Source organism: Olivibacter sp. EAT-5 (genome assembly GCF_044784325.1).
Classification (GTDB): Bacteria; Bacteroidota; Bacteroidia; order Sphingobacteriales; family Sphingobacteriaceae; genus Olivibacter; species Olivibacter oleidegradans.
In genome coordinates, this window is sequence record NZ_CP173028.1 from 1,089,623 (window position 1) to 1,106,080 (window position 16,458).

Here is a 16,458-nt window from a genome sequence, read left to right on the forward strand (position 1 = left end):
GTTTATTCATACCTTGTTAAATCATCGTCTTCATCAAGTTGTTCTACATAACTGCTCGCAAATTTTATCGCCATATTTAAATCAACAAATACACCTTGGCTGTGATTTTGTAACATCAAGTTATAACCATAAAAAACCGCCCGCGTTCGTTCTTCAGGTGTGCCATGGTGTTCTTCGTTCCCAAAGTCGGTATCTCCCATCTCTTCAAAGCACTGTTGAACTGCGGACAAATCGGTAGCCCAGCCTTTCATCCCTCGAACATACATATACATACCGGCAAACACATCTGAGAAAATTTCCTTCTTTTTTTGCGATGCATGTTCTAGCACACCATACTTAAAATCAACTATGTGAGCATACTCATGTGCAATAATAATTGGAATAGTTGTACCTCCAGAACTCCGAACAAATTCCCTATTAAACAACCTACGCCCAAAAATTACGGTTCCGTCTGGTCCTCGTTGATTGGTAACTTCATCCGTAGCCTTTGCATTCCGACCCTCACTATCGTCATAAAAATAGAAGATTGGGTATACCAAAAAGCTGCTTTGTAACAACAATAGCTCTTGATTTGTGACTTGGTCTATTATAGCGTTGCCTGAACTGCCAAATAATTGATATCTTTCTGCAATCGGCGTCACACGGGCAGAGCATATTCTCGGCCTAGTTTGAAAGGCTGCTGCCATCAAGAAGACAACACAGGTTATAAAAATCACTTTCATTATCAATTTTATTAAAGGCACAAATGAGCGCTATTATTAAATAACAATCTATATTTCACCTACCCGTAAAAGCGACTATACTAAGGCGCTTGTCATATCCTCTATTTTCTAAGATCTTCAAAATCTGACAGAACGTTTTCGCTTCGCTATTTCAGCAGCTAACTCGAACTCAATAATTGTTTCGCTTTATTCTTGATTGATCATCTGCAGCGGAAAATTCAATGCAACACTTACCACTATAACTTCACGTGATCTAGTGGCATTAATTCTCTTGGCGCGAGGTTAACTTGCGTGGTATTCATAATTTCGTTGACTTCTTTATCAACCTGGTTAAAGATGTTTTGGGCGTCTTTAGTCAAGAGATCAGGGCTTGTTAATAAAATAACCCGGAAGAAGTTCTTTGCTTCTTTTACTTTTTCAAAGTCGTTCGTTTGCACAGCTTTTCGTAAATCATTGTAAGCGCTGGCTATATCAGGTATTTTAAAGAAATCGGCCCGTTTATCGCTCGCAGCGATTTCAAAAACCATATAAGGATAGTCTTTTACGGGTTTTCCAGAACGGTCTATAAGTGCAAACTCATCACCCTTGATACTTAGCTTGGATACGTCGACATCATTATCGTTAGCTCGCATTACTACAAATAAGCCCGTGCTGATCTCGTTAAGTTCCGTACAGACTCCTATTTCTAATTTTTGTTTCACATCGCTCCCGGTTAACAGTTTAATCCCTTCTTCCAAGGGTTCTACATAGGGTAAAGCTGCACTTATAAATGAAACCCCTCCTAGCTTTGACATCTTGGTAAGCAACGTAATGAATGGCGATGCCAGATTATCTTCCTGTATTGAGAACAGACCTATTTCCAGCTTCACATTCCCGCCACGGTAGGGTACCGAATCTAGCAAGGTACGATTTACGTTGATAACCTTATCGACATTTTTTCCGTCTAGCTCTACCAAATTGGTCGGTGTTGTGACGACATTAAATTTAGCAGTGCCGCTGCCAATATAACTCAGTTCAAGGTGACTGTGAACGGTAGGGTAAAATTTATTGAAGCCGCTTCTGGTCTTCACAATGCGCATGGATTTCAATCGTATACTGAGGTACCCTCCGTCTGCTTCTATAATGGTATGCTGCCGCATTTCAGGTGTTTGCGTAGCAGCTAGTTTTCTGAAGAGCCAGTTTTCGGCGTCTTTGCTGAATATGTCATTAAACCATCCCATATATTTGTTATTAAGAGATTAAATTGTGCGATTTGAATACGGACGCAGCCCAAATCCATGCAGAAAACTGTTTAAGAGCATCTAGGCCAGTACGATAAAAAGCGAAACCTAAAACGTTTCCGTTATTATCGATCAGCGCGGTCCCTGAATCCCCTGGATTTGTATGTGGGGAGGTAAGTACCTTGACTTGATTGTAGGGTTCATAATTCAAGATGTCTGGCGACCAGCCGATCACTTCGCTTTTTATCTTTTTGCCATCTCGGTTATAAAAGAAGCAACTTTCGAATTCGCGCGGTGTTACACCCAATAAGGGACCCTTGTAAGGTTTGTACTGGGTGATCTGGCTTTCATTTAAATCTAATTTCACAAAACAACTGTCTGTAATATTGTTGACCGATTTCACAATGCCTTGCAAGCCGTGTATGATAACTTGGGTTTTCCCTATTTCGACATACGAATTGGGGAAGCAATGCAAGCAAACGGTTGCACCGTAATCGCCACTTACATCCTGTGTGTAAATGCCTGCCAATGAATTGTATGAACCATCGCTGTTTACCGCAACACCATGCGATTCATCCGGATGATAACAGGAAAGAATCCTTTCGGGTGGCTTGCATACGATGATTGGCCATTCGATCTGATCGATGCTGTATTCAAATAGATCGGATTCCAGCAAATCAAGCGTGTTTTGGTTATAAATGGATTGAAACGGATATGAGAATTTATCCAGTGACTGATTGTGATTACCGAAACCATATAAGTTATTCATATTGCGGAGATACATATGATTTACGGTACTCGCGATTTTTGATTTCCAGATACCATAGCCTGATCGGATAGATTGTTTGGTATTGCCTTTAGAGGCATCAATGTATATAGGGTCATCCGTAGTCATTGTAGGGTCGAACACCAGAAGGCAATATTGTCCATTACCTAAACAAAGCAAGTATTTTTCCAGTTGGTGATTTAGCGCTGGCTGATAGGAAGCATGTTTCAGGGCGTTGGGATAAAGCCGGCGATTAAGATCGGGTGATTCTAATAAGGTTTGCCAAGTGGTAGTTGCCATGATAGGGCCTACATTTTCGATACCTCCGAATATATCGGTAACTGCATTGAATTTAGGGGTACTCCATAAATTGGATGGAGTGTTCGTTGCGCCGAGGTTTTCGTTGAGATAATCGTCTAAATTCATTTTTGACGGTTGTTTTTGCTTTTGATACTGATTAGTTGTATTTACTTATAAGTGGTTGAATCTTGATTAAAGCTCCTGCTTTATTTAATGTTCTCAAATAGCTATTGGTAGCCATTTATTGTTTATCACTTCGTTCATTTGTAAAGTACAAATATTGTTACCCCCAACGCATAGATGCTAATAAAAGCTATATTTTTATAAAATTGTGTATTGTTTCTTTTTATTTATACACTTATATTTATAGCTAACAATCAACAAGTTAACAATCTAAAACCGCGCACTATGGCCACGCTAAAGTCTATCCCCGCACGCTACATTGGGCAACATATACAAGCCCCGTTGTATGCGCTAGTAAATGAAGTGCAAGCAGGAAAACTGAAGTTGGAAGAGGTTGGTGATTACTTGCCGGGCAGTGTAATGTTACAGAACATCAAGAGCCTAACAAATATTTATATGAACCGATACGGAGCCGACAGGCTGCGCCACTCATCGGAAGAGCTTAAACTGATGGGGCCGGAATATTTTAAGCAATTTTTTCCGCACGAAGAGATTTCGATTTTACGCAAACAGCTGGTAAATTACCTGCAACTCGGAGATCCGAAAAGCTTATTTTCTTTTTACCAACGGGTAAAAACAGGAACAAAAGGCCGCTATGAATGGTATCTTACCACAACACGCACCCTCAATGCAGAAGCAGGGCTGTTGCTCCATTTGTCTTTACCTGCAGACGGCTTGATACAGGCTTCTAACCGCTGCCACTATTTGGCAGATCAGAGTACTTATTGCATGAAGCATTTTCACCTGTTCAATGCCCTAAGTAAACGCGAGAAGGAGATCATCGCCCTCATTGCGGAGGGAAAAAGCAGTTACTATATCTCGGATTTGCTTTTCATATCTATCCACACGGTAAACAACCACCGGAAGAACATTATTCGCAAACTGAACATAAAGAGCTTGGCCGAACTGATCCGCTTTGCCGTTTCTTTTGGCTTGGTTTAATATTCAGCTTCGGATGTTATTTGGTTTGCCAGGAAAACTTTATCATGTAATGCAGGGTGCTTCATTTTGCTGATGCCAGCAAAATGATGGCCACCCCCATTAGTCTCTTTTCAGTTTATATGGAAAAAGGGAGAGATAATATGCCATAATTTGTATTTTAGGATACTTTACAAGAAGAATGAAAAATAAAAAATTCAAACATGCTGGCTCGTGCAGGTTACTATTAGCGCTATTCGCGAGCATAACCGTTGCCTCATGCGCCCCTTATTTTTGGATCGTAGATAAAGATTTTATTGGCTACAAGGATAAAAACGCATTAGACTCTTTAAAAATTAGGCAAGGAACTGCTTTTACAGATTTCAACTCGGTTTTCAACAATAAAGAAATAAAAGAAATTCTTCTAATTGACAGCGGCACCCTAACCAATGTTGCAACAAATGGATTTAAGAAGGAAAGAGGAGCAAGTTTACCTTGGCGGAATCAAATAAGATATGACACCATATTCGTAACCAAAAATACGTTGAAACAATTAAAAGCTAAGAACCCGTCAGCAAAACGGTATAAGGCAAAACTTAATGCTATACAAAAGAAGGTAAAAATATTTTTGAAAGGAACGTAGAAGTCACATTCTCTCTAAAATATACACCAGATGTTGTTCTTTGGTTCGAACCGCCATTTGATAAAGACTATTAAAGTTATGGCGACCAAGTATAAACAGAAAATATACTTAAAGTTGTTATGTCTCAATTTTCTAGCCCCTTCTATTGTAAAAACCTACTGCCGAGTTGAACAAGCACCAGCTCTTGGCTAGCATGATTGCAAACGCGTGGTATACGGTGAACTACTTCAATGTGTCATTTGGTCAACAAGACTTAATGTAAGATGCGGTAAGGCAAATTAAAGAGATCGGGGGGATCACCATAGACGCACCAAGTCGTTGATAAAAAGTAGGCTCGTGGAAACAGACAATCTGCTTACGCATAAACTATTGTTCCATTTTGATCCAAACGTGCCTGATATCCCGGGGTAAATTGATTAAGCCTGCTCTTTGCACGGAATATTGATTTTCCAACTATTTTTTCAACATTGTTCCAATGTTTCCACAAAGATCCTATCACAGAGAGAATCTTTTTACTTTTATCCTGAGGAAAAGCGTTTTCTTTTCAAATAAACTAATTTTTTTAGCATATTTGTACTTTTAATATTTTCACCTATTTGAACGGTTATCATCGAAATACTTATGAAAGTCAATTATTCGGACTTTAGGAAACATCTTAATATCGAAAAGATGAACGGATCTGCGGAAAATGTAGCTATCCTAACCCATTATTTGCAGAACTTCGCGTTGGAAGATACAATCGATTATGCGGAACGGGCCATTTCATACTATCAGGAAATCCAACAGGGAAACGAAAAGATCCAAGCTGTACCGTTAAAGAAATTAGTTCCGATAAAATGGGACATACCTTTCCCTGCCCCTGACAAACCGAAATTTACCTTTATAGACCTCTTCGCAGGTATTGGTGGGTTTCGGTTGGCATTTCAAAATCTGGGGGGTAAATGCGTCTTTACTAGCGAGTGGGACGAAAGCGCAAAAAGGACTTATGAATTTAATTTTGGAGAAGTGCCTTTTGGTGATATCACGAAAGAGTCAACCAAAGGCTTCATCCCAAAACGTTTCGATGTTCTTTGTGCCGGGTTCCCTTGTCAGGCATTTTCCATTGCCGGAAAAAGAGGTGGATTTGAAGATACACGTGGAACACTTTTTTTTGATGTCGCTGAAATTATTAGGCGTCATCAGCCTAAAGCCTTTTTCTTGGAAAATGTAAAGGGACTTAGAAACCATGACAAAGGAAGAACGTTAAATACGATATTAAACGTATTGAGAGACGATCTAAACTATTTTGTACCAGATCCACAGATTATCAACGCAAAAGATTTCGGAGTGCCTCAGAATAGAGAACGTATTTTCATTATTGGCTATCATAAAGATTTGGGAATTGATCAGTTTGAATATCCTGAACCGTTGGATCAACCGGTCGCTATAGAAGACATCCTTGAAAAGGAGGAGGTCTCAGTAAAATACTACTTATCAACTCAATACCTAAAAACCTTAAAAGAGCATAAAGCGAGACACGAAAGCAAAGGCAATGGATTCGGATTTGAGATAATACCAAATGATAGTATTGCTAATGCCGTTGTATGTGGCGGTATGGGCAGAGAGCGAAATCTGATAATTGATGAACGGCTTAGCAACTTTACCCCTGTTACCAAAATAAAAGGGGAAGTAAACCGTGAAGGAATAAGGAAAATGACTCCCCGTGAGTGGGCCCGTCTGCAAGGTTTTCCAGACACGTACAGGATTTGTGTATCGGACGTCCAAGCCTATAAACAATTCGGAAACTCGGTTGCCGTACCAGCTATTCAAGCTACGGCCGAAAAATTGTTAGCAAAGTTGAATCTGCAACAACCTAATTAAAAGTGTACTTATGCCATTAGTTGGAAATAAAGGAGAATGGAGCGAATTGTATGTATTGATAAAGGTTATTGCTGATGGAAAGCTTTTTCAATCCGATTTTTCCCTTAACAAAGATCCTGACAATGTCTATGAAATAGTCACTGCGTATAAAGACGAACGGAATTATCGCCTCGATTTCCGTAGGGCCGATGACATTACGATTTATAAAGTAATCAATTCAGCCACCGAGCATGTTGCCACTATATCAATAGACGAGTTTACAACTATTTCGAAAGAGATATTAAAAGGCATAAAAACTGGAAAAGGGAAAACCTTTCCTATAAATCCAATCGGTGAATCATTAGAAAGAGATCTTCTGATCACCAAACTTAAAGCAGATTCATCCACCAAAGCTGATATAAAATTAAGAATTTATGATCACCGTCTTGCTAAAGAAACTGACCTTGGATTTAGTATAAAATCTCTGCTCGGAAATGATTCCACGTTGTTCAATACAGGATTAGGTAATAATTTCATATATGAGGTTGAAAACAGATCAAATTGCGACCTTACTGATTTTAACAAAAACACCTATAAATCACCAAACAAAACATCTAGGTTGACTTATCGGCTTAATGAGCTCCATAGAATGGGATGTCGTTTAAAATTCAAAGATATTCAGTCCCGTAAACTTTGGAAAAATCTAAAAATAGTTGATGGAGATCTTCCAGAAGTAATGGCTTGGGCCTTGTACTATCGATGGTTTTTTAGGGAACCATCGATAAAAAAAGTCACAGAACTCTTAGAGGCCAACGATCCCATGGAATTTTATGGAGGTGAAACCTCAGGCCAAAAATTTTACGAAAGTAAAATAAAACGATTCTTAATCGAATCTGCTATGGGTATGACGGCAGAAACTCCCTGGATAGGCGAATATGATTCATTTGGCGGTGTCATAATTGCAAAAAATGATGGCGACATAGTTTGTTTCCATGTTTACGACTTCAATCTTTTTAGTAATTATCTTCTTAACAACACAATGTTTGAACAGGCCTCTACCGGAGAAGATGAATTAAATCCCGGATTTCCAAAAAGCAATGGAAAGAAATATTACTATGGTTGGCTTTATGAGGAGCAAAATAAACTGTATTATAAGATTAATCTTCAAGTAAGGTTCACTTAAAAGGGGAATCAATTGTAAAAGGTATTCGGTTTCTTTTTGCTTCTTTGCATACAACATTACCTGATTGACCAACTTCGATAAGTTCTTTTTCAACTCCTTCATTCCGTGTAACCCATGGCATGTAGTCGTTCTTTTTTAATATGGTTTAGCTACATATTGTGATCTATCTTGGTTATTCAGAGAGCTTTATTGCTTTTCGTCGGATGTTTATTTTTCTCCCTGTTGTAACCGTGCCAGAACTCGCCATCAATGAAAATAGCCAATCTGAATTTTTTGATCACGATATCCAGCGTTCCTGACAATTCACACACCTGTTATGGGTAACCGAGAATTAGACCCGAATACTTATATTCCTATTTCCGCCATTCTTAAAATATACCATTTCAGACGGGGCATGGAAGAAAAATCGTCAAACTATATGGGAGGTAAGGACAAACCAAACAGCGGAACGCCCTTATGTAATTAGGTGGCCGTTTTATTTTCCCGCTTCTCGCAGCACTTGACATTATGGAAAAATGTTTAGTAATTCATCATTAGTTAAAAAACCATGCAAATTTTACATATACTGATATTAACCCTTTCGTTACCATTAACAACGTTGGCCACTAAACATCGCGTAGATGAGTTTGAAGAAGTATTTACTCGTTACGCGGATAGCACCTTGATCTTCAGCGGATCCGTTCCCTTTTCAGCAGAGCCAAAAAATGTATTTATTGTAAGCAAAAAGGGGGATACGGTAAGCTTTTTCACTTATCATTACGATCACAATGATCTTCCTAGATATGAAGCCCTACCTGATTCGCTTGGTGACTTTATCCGTGAGAAACAATTTCCCCAAAACGTCTCTAAATTCGGGCCTTTTTTTTCCGTACATGAAATACCCGTTAAGGATGGACTAAAGATCTGGAGACAGTTAATGGAGCTTAATCCGTGGAAAATGGCTGATGATAATTCCTATGGTTCTGGCTGCCCACCTATAAAGAAGGTAACAACAGACGAAAAGGGAAATACGGTAACAGAAGAGCGATTAGGCCAGCATGATTTACACACCTATTTCTTCGATCTGTTAACAAAAAATGGCACCAAACGCTTACGGTATTACGCCCCCGAAGTGCTGGAAAAAGCATGTCCCGGAAAAGATGGACGTAAACAAGCCATTAAGGTTAAGGAATTACTACTAAAGGCTTTTGGAAAAAAATCGGTATTCTGGACAAATACGGATCGTCGCTCCTATCGTGAATATCCCGTGGTTGATTATTTTAAATAGGTAAAGGGATCGGAGATTGTTTAAAATTGTTGATTTTCCAATGTCCCCTGCTTCTAGAAAATCCTTTTCTTTTCGGAATTTTAAACTTGGTTGTCGAGTGCTCTTGTGCTCGCCTAATCCTTACGAGGGTGATTAAGTATCAATTCCAATTACTTTTCCAATATTTAAATTCTGAAGGCGATATCCGAAAACGTGCAAAATTACCTTCATGCAAAGCTAAAATCTCCGTTTCAATTGCTTCGATGAATTTGTTGCGATCATTTTCTGGGATTTTTTCCGCCTCCTTTTTTACGAAAAGCGCTGCCCCTTCTTTTCCTATTCCATTACGAACGATGTTGGAGATAATAACTCTCATCTCTTCTCGATATTTTAAGCGAAATGGGTCAGGTTCTCCAAGCGACTGTTTAATGGCAGCATAGCGCATTGCGGATCGCTCATACGCCCAAATGAAAACATCTTTGAATAATTCAATTCTATTCAATTCATAGATGCCTAGCATTCCTCGAACATAATATTCTTCCGGTACATCGACAAAGGATAGTGGCGCAAGGTTGTTGCTGTTTAATGGGATGTTTGCAGCTAAACGCGAAACCCGCTTATTTACGTCATCAAACGGTTGAAGGTAAGGCAAATGTATTAAGACAAATAATGACTGTTCAAACGGATTTTTTATCTGCCTTGCTTTTTCTAAAATTAAATCAAAAAATTCAGAAATGAGTTGGGGTATTTCCAAGGGGGTAAACACCGAATTTGTTATACCAACACCAAACTCCCTTAATCTACCTGAAGCCGCGGGATTGGACAGCAGGTTGTTGGAGAGCAGAGCATGAAGATTTAAAATGGTATAGCGATTGAAACTCACATCATCTGCTCCCTCAACTAAAAACTCAATCGCATCTTTGTGATTCAATATCATTTGGGTTTCTTTAGCAGACTTATTCTCGGCAGGTCTGCCACCATGGATCAATATCTCGGTATCCAGCAGAGAATAGGTATTGCCCTCTAAACGACTGGAATTCCACGATAGATCGATTAATAGTCTACCAAGTATCTGCTTTGCATAAGTTCCCGCTGCTTGTGCAGCTCCCTGTGTTTTTCCGATCAGTGCCAAATGTTCTTTTTCTGCATTTGTCAGGTAACTATCCAAATTAGGACGGTAGTTGGCTAAAAATTCCGTTTGATACCCAACTGGCTTTCTTTTTGTCTCAGATCGTGTAACTAGGGCTAAAACATCTTTTCCTTCAATAGATAACGGAATATCATCTTTTGGTTTTGAGGAACGGTCTTCATTGTGTATTTGTACCTCGGTAATGGTGGGAAAATACTTGGTTGATCTCGAGCCCCCAGTGATCATTATCAAATGATCGTCCGCTAACTTTTTTAATCGTCGTTGCAATGTCCGCCTTTCAATTTGAAAAGGGAGCCTGTCCATTAATTGATCGATGGATAGCCCATTTTCATCTAATGATTGTACGATTATGTCTAATTGTTCCGTTGCATTCATCAAGTATTCGCCACAGTTTTACGACAATAATAATTGTTTTATGTCGCAAAATCAATTTTTGCGACATAAATTTGTCGCGAATAACCTTTCACGACAACAAATACAGCAAAACGTTCAACGTGATAGATGGTCCTGAATATTTCTTTTTTGCGAGAGATCGCAATAAGGTATATTACTTTAATCACTATTTTAACGAGGCTGATGTCAAAAGTTTCTATTTCGATCGTGCACATCCATTAAATGTAATTTCATCATATGAACATGTTTATATCGTTGCCGATAAACACAATCACTGGGAGTTCAGGCCGCCGGGGCAATTCAAGAAAATTAATGTGGATGGAGATCACAAACCGTGAGCTCAAAAGATAGTTAACAGAACAACTTTATGAACCACTTTCGCACGTCTCGGTTGTCCAAGTTTATTTGAGAAAAAACTGATGATAATCAGCAAAGCGCTTATACAGCCGATAGATAGAGGTAGTATTTGCCTAAACTTAAGCCAGTACTTTCTTTTTCTAAAAGGAATCAAAGCTATTAAAACCGTAGGTAGACTTTAACAGCGTACTTCTCTTATATCCTAATCAGTCTGATATTTTGAGCGAACCGGATATCTTTCATATTTCGATTGCTCATCAATCCGAAGTTATTAAAGTCACAGCAGCAGAAATTCCGTTTCGGTTTCTTTTCGGCCATCAAAATATATAGATCAGCGAACTTTATACCTCATTGTTGGCTTTATTAGCTAACCTATCGACTTCACAAACTCCAAATACCTATTTCCAGCGTCAGTAATCTTATACCGCTGATTAGGGTGGGCTTGATTTTCAGGATATTCCAGTTGAAGCCAGCCTATTTTAAGCAGTGGAGTTAGGTAACGGTTTTTATTCTTGGATTGTACACTAAGACCTATTTGAGTAAGCAAATCTCTGCTAGAAATCCACTGCATAGCAGTTCCTAAAATAGGGACAACTTTATCATGTACCGTTCTATTGATTATCTCTTGAACTTGGTTACTAGCTTGGTTACTAGCTTGGTTACTCGGTAATTTGAAAAAAGCTACAACATCACCTAATTCTTTAAATACCAAATCTTTAACTCCGACACCAGCTTGGTTACTAGCTTGGTCATTTTTTTCTTGACGAGCTGGTAGAATAGTCAGGAAATGGGTGCTCTGGCCGTCGGTTTCAAAAATAGGATCAGGAGAACCATTTTTATTCATAGTGCGGTATATGGTCGGAAAACCCGTACCTCGTCCTTCAGTAAGGTCCAATTCTTTTAAAAAATCACCGATACGGCGATTTCGGTAATCCCGGGCAACTATCCGCCTTTGGTGATTTAGTATTTGAACATCCACGGGTGGAATTGGCCCCGGAAAACTTAATATTTCGATTTTATCTGGCCATACCTGTACTTCGATCGGATTCCCGATTTCGTAGCTTTTGTGATATACGGTAACCGAAATGAATTGATAAAAAACTAAACGACGCTTTTCCACAAATGGAGGGGGGGAATGGGGCCCATAAAAGTAGCATTGATTATATTTGTCTATCGAATCACAAAGAATTATTAAATGAAATCATTTAAACTCGTAGGGCTCCGATTACCAGGAAAGACTAAAAATGAAAACGAACAATCGGGAAAAGATTGCGGCGAGCTATGGCAGAAATTTGAAGTTAAAAAAATTGCAGATCAGATTCCTGGCAAAGTTTCAGATGCTGTTTATGCAGTTTACTTTGACTATGAAAGTGATGAAAAAGGACTGTTTTCCTATTTTATAGGCTGCAAAGTAGCAAATGACACTCAAGTTCCGGAAAATCTGGATGAATTGATCATTCCAGAACAGACCTATCACAAGGAAATGGCCAAAGGCCAAATGACAGGCTGCATTACCGAGGCTTGGAAAAAGATTTGGAATTCAGATATCAACCGGAAATTCGGCTTTGATTTTGAGGTTTACGATGAAAGAAGCCATAACTGGGAAAATGCTGAGATTGATATTTATCTTTCAGTAAAGGAGTAGAATCGGTCATGGAATTAAGGCTGTTTACGCTAAACAGCTGAATGCATGAATAACATATTTCTTCGTTAATTTTCCAGCCACTTTAATGCTGCAATAACTTTTTGATCTGCATGTAAATTTTCAAAATTGTCACCATCCATAATAAGCTCGTCGGGCTGAATTGGTTTTGTATATTCTTTTCCATTCCGATCGGCCTCGGTTGAAACAGATAGGTAGTAATAAACATCTGCCGCTAAGGCCATCATTTGATTGGCGGTAATCAAGCCGGAAGTTGGCTCTCCAAACGACTTTACATTCTTCTTTCCGATGAATGAAATAGCGGTTGCTTCACCGGCGCTGCTTGTAACGGGTCCTATCAAAACAGCGATCTTCAACTTCCTATTTGACTTGCAATTGTTATTTATCGTAGTGAAAGCTCTCCGTCCTAAGTAAACGTTACTCCGCTTAATACTCCAGGTACTTAAAATTTTCCCATCACGTATAAAGGATCCTGCATTTCCATCCCCTAATAGGGGCCCCAAGCCACCTATCATCGGGTACATATTTCCGCCGGTATTAAGACGTAAATCAACAATGATACCCTTTAAATACGAGAGATCCAAGGAACAAAGCGAATCGCGCAGCTTTTGCCCTAAGATGTGCGCTTTGTCGGGACCGTCCTTCGCACCGGCAGGCATACCGGGGACACTAATATATGCGATACCGTTGGCTAGTTTTGCTGTATGCACCGGGCTGCCCAGCTGCTTTTTCAGTGCGTTTTTGGTTTGCTGGTTAAGCTGATCCATTGTGTTGCGTCGTCCCGTCCGTCCAATATACTTTCCTTTATAAAGTATAAAGGAATGATTATCATCAAGTTTATCGAGCATTAAACCTACTGCAGCGCGTAACGCAACTAATGTATCCGTTCCGGCCGTATTATAGGCAGCATATATCTGAGGTTTCAGGGTATCCCATAATAGTCGTTTGCGATATACCGAGCCTTCTTGGGTTTGCCGTATAATACGATCTAGCAACGTATGCTGCTGTGCCTGTGAATATAAACTACTCAGCAAACTAACGATAAGGAGTAGATATTTTGCTAACGGAAATACTTGCATAGATAATTGTATTGGCGATTAATTAGTTTCTTTTCTAACAGTGACTTATGATCCGGAAAACAAGGTCAAAGCGAGCTATTGATTTTCCAATTGTTTTTTTCTTGCATGGAAAGTAGTGTCAACACCGGATTTTGTGAATGATCATTGATGTTGTAAAACGCCTTTAAAGAACTAGGAAGGGATTGATACCAACTTGGTTCATTATCCATATATGACTTTATTTGAAATAGGGTTTTAGCGTTTATGGAAGATATAAATCGACCCTCTGAATCAACAGCATGGATTCCCTGTTCGATAACCGGGAGCAGGTGAGTAGCATTATCTGAAGTGTAATCCGACAAAGAGAATAGCCTTTTCGAGGTGCCATAGTAAACAAACAATGGTCTGTCTAAATGGCTTATCAATCGAAAAACAACCGTTTTCCCCGATTTAAAGAAATCGGCAACTGAATATATCACTTTACTATTTGTGTTTGTATAGGCCATCCTTTTTCCGCGATAAGCAACGTTCGACATGAAATCTGCCGGAATAGCCTTACCAGGCAGCAGATCGATCCGATAGGTCTTACTAAGTTTGCCTGTTGTATCTATCGAATACACATTGTAATCATATGCTTTTATAAAATTCACTGTACCATCCTGATTGTTATAGAAATTAGTTGAAATGGTATATACATCGGTATAATCCACCAAGGTGCTGTCAAAGGGGAAAAAGGTGTTTGGCTTCTTATCTCCATTGAACACAAATAGATTCATTGCAGGTACCCCAGCCGCACTGAACCCATTTCCATTGTAGCCCAGGAAATACAGCCTTATATTGTGCAGCTGATAATAACTCATGCCGAGGTAGGCAGGCTTTTTTACATGCTTTTTATATGTGCCATCCAGCGTGTAGACATACATATAAGAAGAATGGGCGTCGTTAAAAATCAGTTCATTTCTTTTGGTATTTATCGAAAAATGATCAATCTTTTTGAAAGGGACAGCTAAGTCTGGATCGGTATTCGCTATTTTTTTCAAATAATGTCCTCCTTTGTCAAAATACAATATAGTATTATTTGCTTTATCCCAAATGATATAGTATTTAGGTGTGATTTCGAGTTGAGTTATCTCGGAAAACTTCGATTCCGGAGTGGTCTCAAGCATGACAAAGGTAACCGAATCTAGAAAATCGGAAGTGTTACCCACTCCCTTTACCGCATCCGGATCAAAGACGGGGATATGATTTACTTTTGTATTACCTATTGAATCGCTTATAGGATTTATGTTTGAAGGGTTTGCTGATATCCCCTTATTGCCATACAGGGTTAAAACCACAAATAAAATACTGATCAAAAGCTTCAACCTTTTCATATTTGATTTAGGTCTTCTTTTATAAAAATATACATTCCGCCATTTTACCCGAAATAAAACAAAGCCTTTAACACTTCATTAACAACACGTTGATTCTTATTTTTGAGTTGATTTTTTAAAAGCGGCAAATGATCTTTATCTTTTATAATAAACCATGAATACATGAAAATAGTGAAGCCTTTACTTCTCTTTATGATTATTGCGCTGTCGTGCAATGTAACTTTCGGACAAGAGACGGTAGAGAAAGCAACCATTAGGTCGTTTTTACAAGAAGTGCTCGTGAACAAGTCATATAAAGCAAATGAAATTGCGGATAAGTACATGTCTTTCCGATTATTTCGCGATAGTGTAAATACTGAAAAATCACAGAAAGAGAGAAAGCGGTTATTTAAAAAGCATCTCAAATTGATTAATAAAAAATACAGTAAATTGTATGACGCTGACAGCACACAAATTATTCCTTATAATGAGCTTGACTTACTGCACCGGGTTCCGTTTGACAAAAGCGTTAGGCATCATATATACGCTGTAGCGTTTAGAACAGATAACTTAATGTATATGTGGGTAGAAGGACAAAAGATAAAGGCGTTTGATTTGTACATAATTAAAGGAGAAAGCCAAGAGGGAGACGCTTATTTTGTAGGATATTAGGAGGTTCCGACTATTTGGAGTTGTTTCGTATCGGATAGATGGAAGAAAAGCATTCTTTTCGATCGGAAAAGATCAAACGGTATCAAACAAAACAATTGGAAGCTAAAATGGAGATCGCTAAAAACTTGATTAAATATATACTATTGAGCGCCTTTTTAAGCGGTAACGTGTATGCGCAAGAATTCTCCGGAACTTATCGAGCCAGTAAAAGTGACAAAAACTGTTCATACGTATTGAACTTCGATAAGAATCTTTTTGTTGACACTTTAAAGGCGGGAGACGTTGTGAAAACAATTGGCTGGGGAACATTCAAGAAACTAAAACGACAACTTGTATTGACTTATGATGGTATCGAGCGATATGATACATCCACCTACGTCTCAAGCAGCAAGGAACGTAAGGTCCAGAAAGTAGCTCAAATTTCCGTTACGGTTACTGATGAAACCAAGAACCCCATTCAGGCGAACATTGGGTTATATAACGCAGAATTAAAACCACTATCATTGATGATGGCAGACAAACAAGGTTTCGCGTATGCCATTGTTTATGAAAATCCGCAAAATTTTTATTTCGTTATTGACTTTATTGGATATAGCCGCGTAACCATCCCAACAAAGTATCTCATAGGAAAGGATACGGAGCTTACTGTTACGCTTAAACCAACATCTCAGATGGAGAATATAACCAAAACCGTTACCTATAAAATTGAGCGGACGAAGGACCGTAGTTTACGCTTAATAGCGCAGGATAACACGACACTGATATTAATGCACGATGAAAGAGGACAATGATG

At 38.8% G+C, this 16,458-nt stretch carries 18 protein-coding genes; 10 read left to right on the top strand and 8 right to left on the bottom strand.

All coding sequences use genetic code 11. The annotated features are described in order from the left end of the window. Positions 1-2 precede the first annotated feature (2 nt). From ACH11B_RS04430 to ACH11B_RS04440, 3 genes are all read right to left on the bottom strand, one after another. Positions 3-722, bottom strand: coding sequence for a hypothetical protein (locus tag ACH11B_RS04430; protein ID WP_377611829.1), 720 nt, complete (start codon positions 720-722; stop codon positions 3-5). 236 nt (positions 723-958) lie between these two features. Next, the gene (locus ACH11B_RS04435; protein ID WP_377611831.1) at positions 959-1,942 is read right to left on the bottom strand and encodes a hypothetical protein; all 984 of its coding nucleotides are present in this window, start codon (positions 1,940-1,942) and stop codon (positions 959-961) included. 10 nt (positions 1,943-1,952) lie between these two features. Next, entirely contained in the window at positions 1,953-3,134 is a 1,182-nt protein-coding gene (locus ACH11B_RS04440) for a hypothetical protein (RefSeq protein ID WP_130854967.1), read from the bottom strand. Between the two features lie 282 nt (positions 3,135-3,416). Between ACH11B_RS04440 and ACH11B_RS04445 the strand changes: the two genes are divergently transcribed. The 4 genes from ACH11B_RS04445 to ACH11B_RS04460 all read left to right on the top strand — a co-directional run bounded on the left by ACH11B_RS04445 (position 3,417) and on the right by ACH11B_RS04460 (position 7,774). Continuing rightward, positions 3,417-4,133 (top strand): response regulator transcription factor, encoded by a 717-nt coding sequence (locus ACH11B_RS04445; protein WP_130854966.1) that lies wholly within the window; start codon positions 3,417-3,419, stop codon positions 4,131-4,133. Positions 4,134-4,311: 178 nt separating this feature from the next. Further along, a complete protein-coding gene (locus tag ACH11B_RS04450; RefSeq protein ID WP_377611833.1) occupies positions 4,312-4,752 on the top strand; it encodes a hypothetical protein in 441 nt (146 codons plus the stop codon). A gap of 621 nt (positions 4,753-5,373) precedes the next feature. Continuing rightward, positions 5,374-6,612, top strand: coding sequence for a DNA cytosine methyltransferase (locus tag ACH11B_RS04455; protein WP_130854964.1), 1,239 nt, complete (start codon positions 5,374-5,376; stop codon positions 6,610-6,612). 10 nt (positions 6,613-6,622) lie between these two features. After that, entirely contained in the window at positions 6,623-7,774 is a 1,152-nt protein-coding gene (locus ACH11B_RS04460) for an HpaII family restriction endonuclease (protein WP_377611835.1), read from the top strand. Between the two features lie 176 nt (positions 7,775-7,950). On the opposite strand, the gene ACH11B_RS04465 is transcribed toward ACH11B_RS04460, so the two are convergent. Beyond that, positions 7,951-8,085, bottom strand: coding sequence for a hypothetical protein (locus ACH11B_RS04465; RefSeq protein ID WP_130854962.1), 135 nt, complete (start codon positions 8,083-8,085; stop codon positions 7,951-7,953). 5 nt (positions 8,086-8,090) lie between these two features. Between ACH11B_RS04465 and ACH11B_RS04470 the strand changes: the two genes are divergently transcribed. Both ACH11B_RS04470 and ACH11B_RS04475 read left to right on the top strand, forming a co-directional pair. Then, the gene (locus ACH11B_RS04470; protein ID WP_377611837.1) at positions 8,091-8,240 is read left to right on the top strand and encodes a hypothetical protein; all 150 of its coding nucleotides are present in this window, start codon (positions 8,091-8,093) and stop codon (positions 8,238-8,240) included. An 81-nt stretch (positions 8,241-8,321) separates the two neighbouring features. Further along, a complete protein-coding gene (locus ACH11B_RS04475; protein ID WP_377611839.1) occupies positions 8,322-9,041 on the top strand; it encodes a hypothetical protein in 720 nt (239 codons plus the stop codon). A 139-nt stretch (positions 9,042-9,180) separates the two neighbouring features. On the opposite strand, the gene ACH11B_RS04480 is transcribed toward ACH11B_RS04475, so the two are convergent. Beyond that, positions 9,181-10,545, bottom strand: coding sequence for a Fic family protein (locus ACH11B_RS04480; RefSeq protein ID WP_130854960.1), 1,365 nt, complete (start codon positions 10,543-10,545; stop codon positions 9,181-9,183). Positions 10,546-10,616: 71 nt separating this feature from the next. On the opposite strand from ACH11B_RS04480, the gene ACH11B_RS04485 reads away from it, so the two are divergent. Beyond that, positions 10,617-10,901 carry a hypothetical protein gene (locus tag ACH11B_RS04485; RefSeq protein WP_130854959.1) on the top strand — a complete coding sequence of 95 codons (285 nt, stop codon included), beginning with the start codon at positions 10,617-10,619 and terminating at the stop codon, positions 10,899-10,901. 386 nt (positions 10,902-11,287) lie between these two features. Here the strand turns inward: ACH11B_RS04485 and ACH11B_RS04490 are convergent, their stop codons facing one another. Continuing rightward, complete coding sequence (locus tag ACH11B_RS04490; protein WP_377611841.1) at positions 11,288-12,040, bottom strand: ATP-binding protein; 753 nt, start codon at positions 12,038-12,040, stop codon at positions 11,288-11,290. Positions 12,041-12,115: 75 nt separating this feature from the next. Here ACH11B_RS04490 and ACH11B_RS04495 point away from each other — a divergent pair, with 75 nt between their 5' ends. Beyond that, positions 12,116-12,565: a GyrI-like domain-containing protein gene (locus ACH11B_RS04495; RefSeq protein WP_377611843.1), complete on the top strand. Its 450-nt coding sequence runs from the start codon at positions 12,116-12,118 to the stop codon at positions 12,563-12,565. A gap of 65 nt (positions 12,566-12,630) precedes the next feature. On the opposite strand, the gene ACH11B_RS04500 is transcribed toward ACH11B_RS04495, so the two are convergent. Both ACH11B_RS04500 and ACH11B_RS04505 read right to left on the bottom strand, forming a co-directional pair. Further along, entirely contained in the window at positions 12,631-13,662 is a 1,032-nt protein-coding gene (locus ACH11B_RS04500) for a S41 family peptidase (protein WP_377611845.1), read from the bottom strand. A 65-nt stretch (positions 13,663-13,727) separates the two neighbouring features. After that, the gene (locus ACH11B_RS04505) at positions 13,728-15,014 is read right to left on the bottom strand and encodes a 6-bladed beta-propeller (protein WP_377611847.1); all 1,287 of its coding nucleotides are present in this window, start codon (positions 15,012-15,014) and stop codon (positions 13,728-13,730) included. Positions 15,015-15,176: 162 nt separating this feature from the next. On the opposite strand from ACH11B_RS04505, the gene ACH11B_RS04510 reads away from it, so the two are divergent. Together ACH11B_RS04510 and ACH11B_RS04515 are read left to right on the top strand one after the other, a co-directional pair. After that, entirely contained in the window at positions 15,177-15,665 is a 489-nt protein-coding gene (locus ACH11B_RS04510; protein WP_377611849.1) for a hypothetical protein, read from the top strand. 38 nt (positions 15,666-15,703) lie between these two features. Next, positions 15,704-16,456 carry a carboxypeptidase-like regulatory domain-containing protein gene (locus tag ACH11B_RS04515; RefSeq protein WP_377611851.1) on the top strand — a complete coding sequence of 251 codons (753 nt, stop codon included), beginning with the start codon at positions 15,704-15,706 and terminating at the stop codon, positions 16,454-16,456. Positions 16,457-16,458 lie beyond the last annotated feature (2 nt).

Coding starts and splice junctions, on each gene's coding strand:
- ACH11B_RS04505 (WP_377611847.1), bottom strand. CDS start 15,014: ATGAAAAGGTTGAAGCTTTTGATCAGTATTTTATTTGTGGTTTTAACC.
- ACH11B_RS04470 (WP_377611837.1), top strand. CDS start 8,091: ATGGGTAACCGAGAATTAGACCCGAATACTTATATTCCTATTTCCGCC.
- ACH11B_RS04455 (WP_130854964.1), top strand. CDS start 5,374: ATGAAAGTCAATTATTCGGACTTTAGGAAACATCTTAATATCGAAAAG.
- ACH11B_RS04500 (WP_377611845.1), bottom strand. CDS start 13,662: ATGCAAGTATTTCCGTTAGCAAAATATCTACTCCTTATCGTTAGTTTG.
- ACH11B_RS04475 (WP_377611839.1), top strand. CDS start 8,322: ATGCAAATTTTACATATACTGATATTAACCCTTTCGTTACCATTAACA.
- ACH11B_RS04510 (WP_377611849.1), top strand. CDS start 15,177: ATGAAAATAGTGAAGCCTTTACTTCTCTTTATGATTATTGCGCTGTCG.
- ACH11B_RS04480 (WP_130854960.1), bottom strand. CDS start 10,545: ATGAATGCAACGGAACAATTAGACATAATCGTACAATCATTAGATGAA.
- ACH11B_RS04495 (WP_377611843.1), top strand. CDS start 12,116: ATGAAATCATTTAAACTCGTAGGGCTCCGATTACCAGGAAAGACTAAA.
- ACH11B_RS04515 (WP_377611851.1), top strand. CDS start 15,704: ATGGAAGAAAAGCATTCTTTTCGATCGGAAAAGATCAAACGGTATCAA.
- ACH11B_RS04445 (WP_130854966.1), top strand. CDS start 3,417: ATGGCCACGCTAAAGTCTATCCCCGCACGCTACATTGGGCAACATATA.
- ACH11B_RS04435 (WP_377611831.1), bottom strand. CDS start 1,942: ATGGGATGGTTTAATGACATATTCAGCAAAGACGCCGAAAACTGGCTC.
- ACH11B_RS04450 (WP_377611833.1), top strand. CDS start 4,312: ATGAAAAATAAAAAATTCAAACATGCTGGCTCGTGCAGGTTACTATTA.
- ACH11B_RS04460 (WP_377611835.1), top strand. CDS start 6,623: ATGCCATTAGTTGGAAATAAAGGAGAATGGAGCGAATTGTATGTATTG.
- ACH11B_RS04430 (WP_377611829.1), bottom strand. CDS start 722: ATGAAAGTGATTTTTATAACCTGTGTTGTCTTCTTGATGGCAGCAGCC.
- ACH11B_RS04440 (WP_130854967.1), bottom strand. CDS start 3,134: ATGAATTTAGACGATTATCTCAACGAAAACCTCGGCGCAACGAACACT.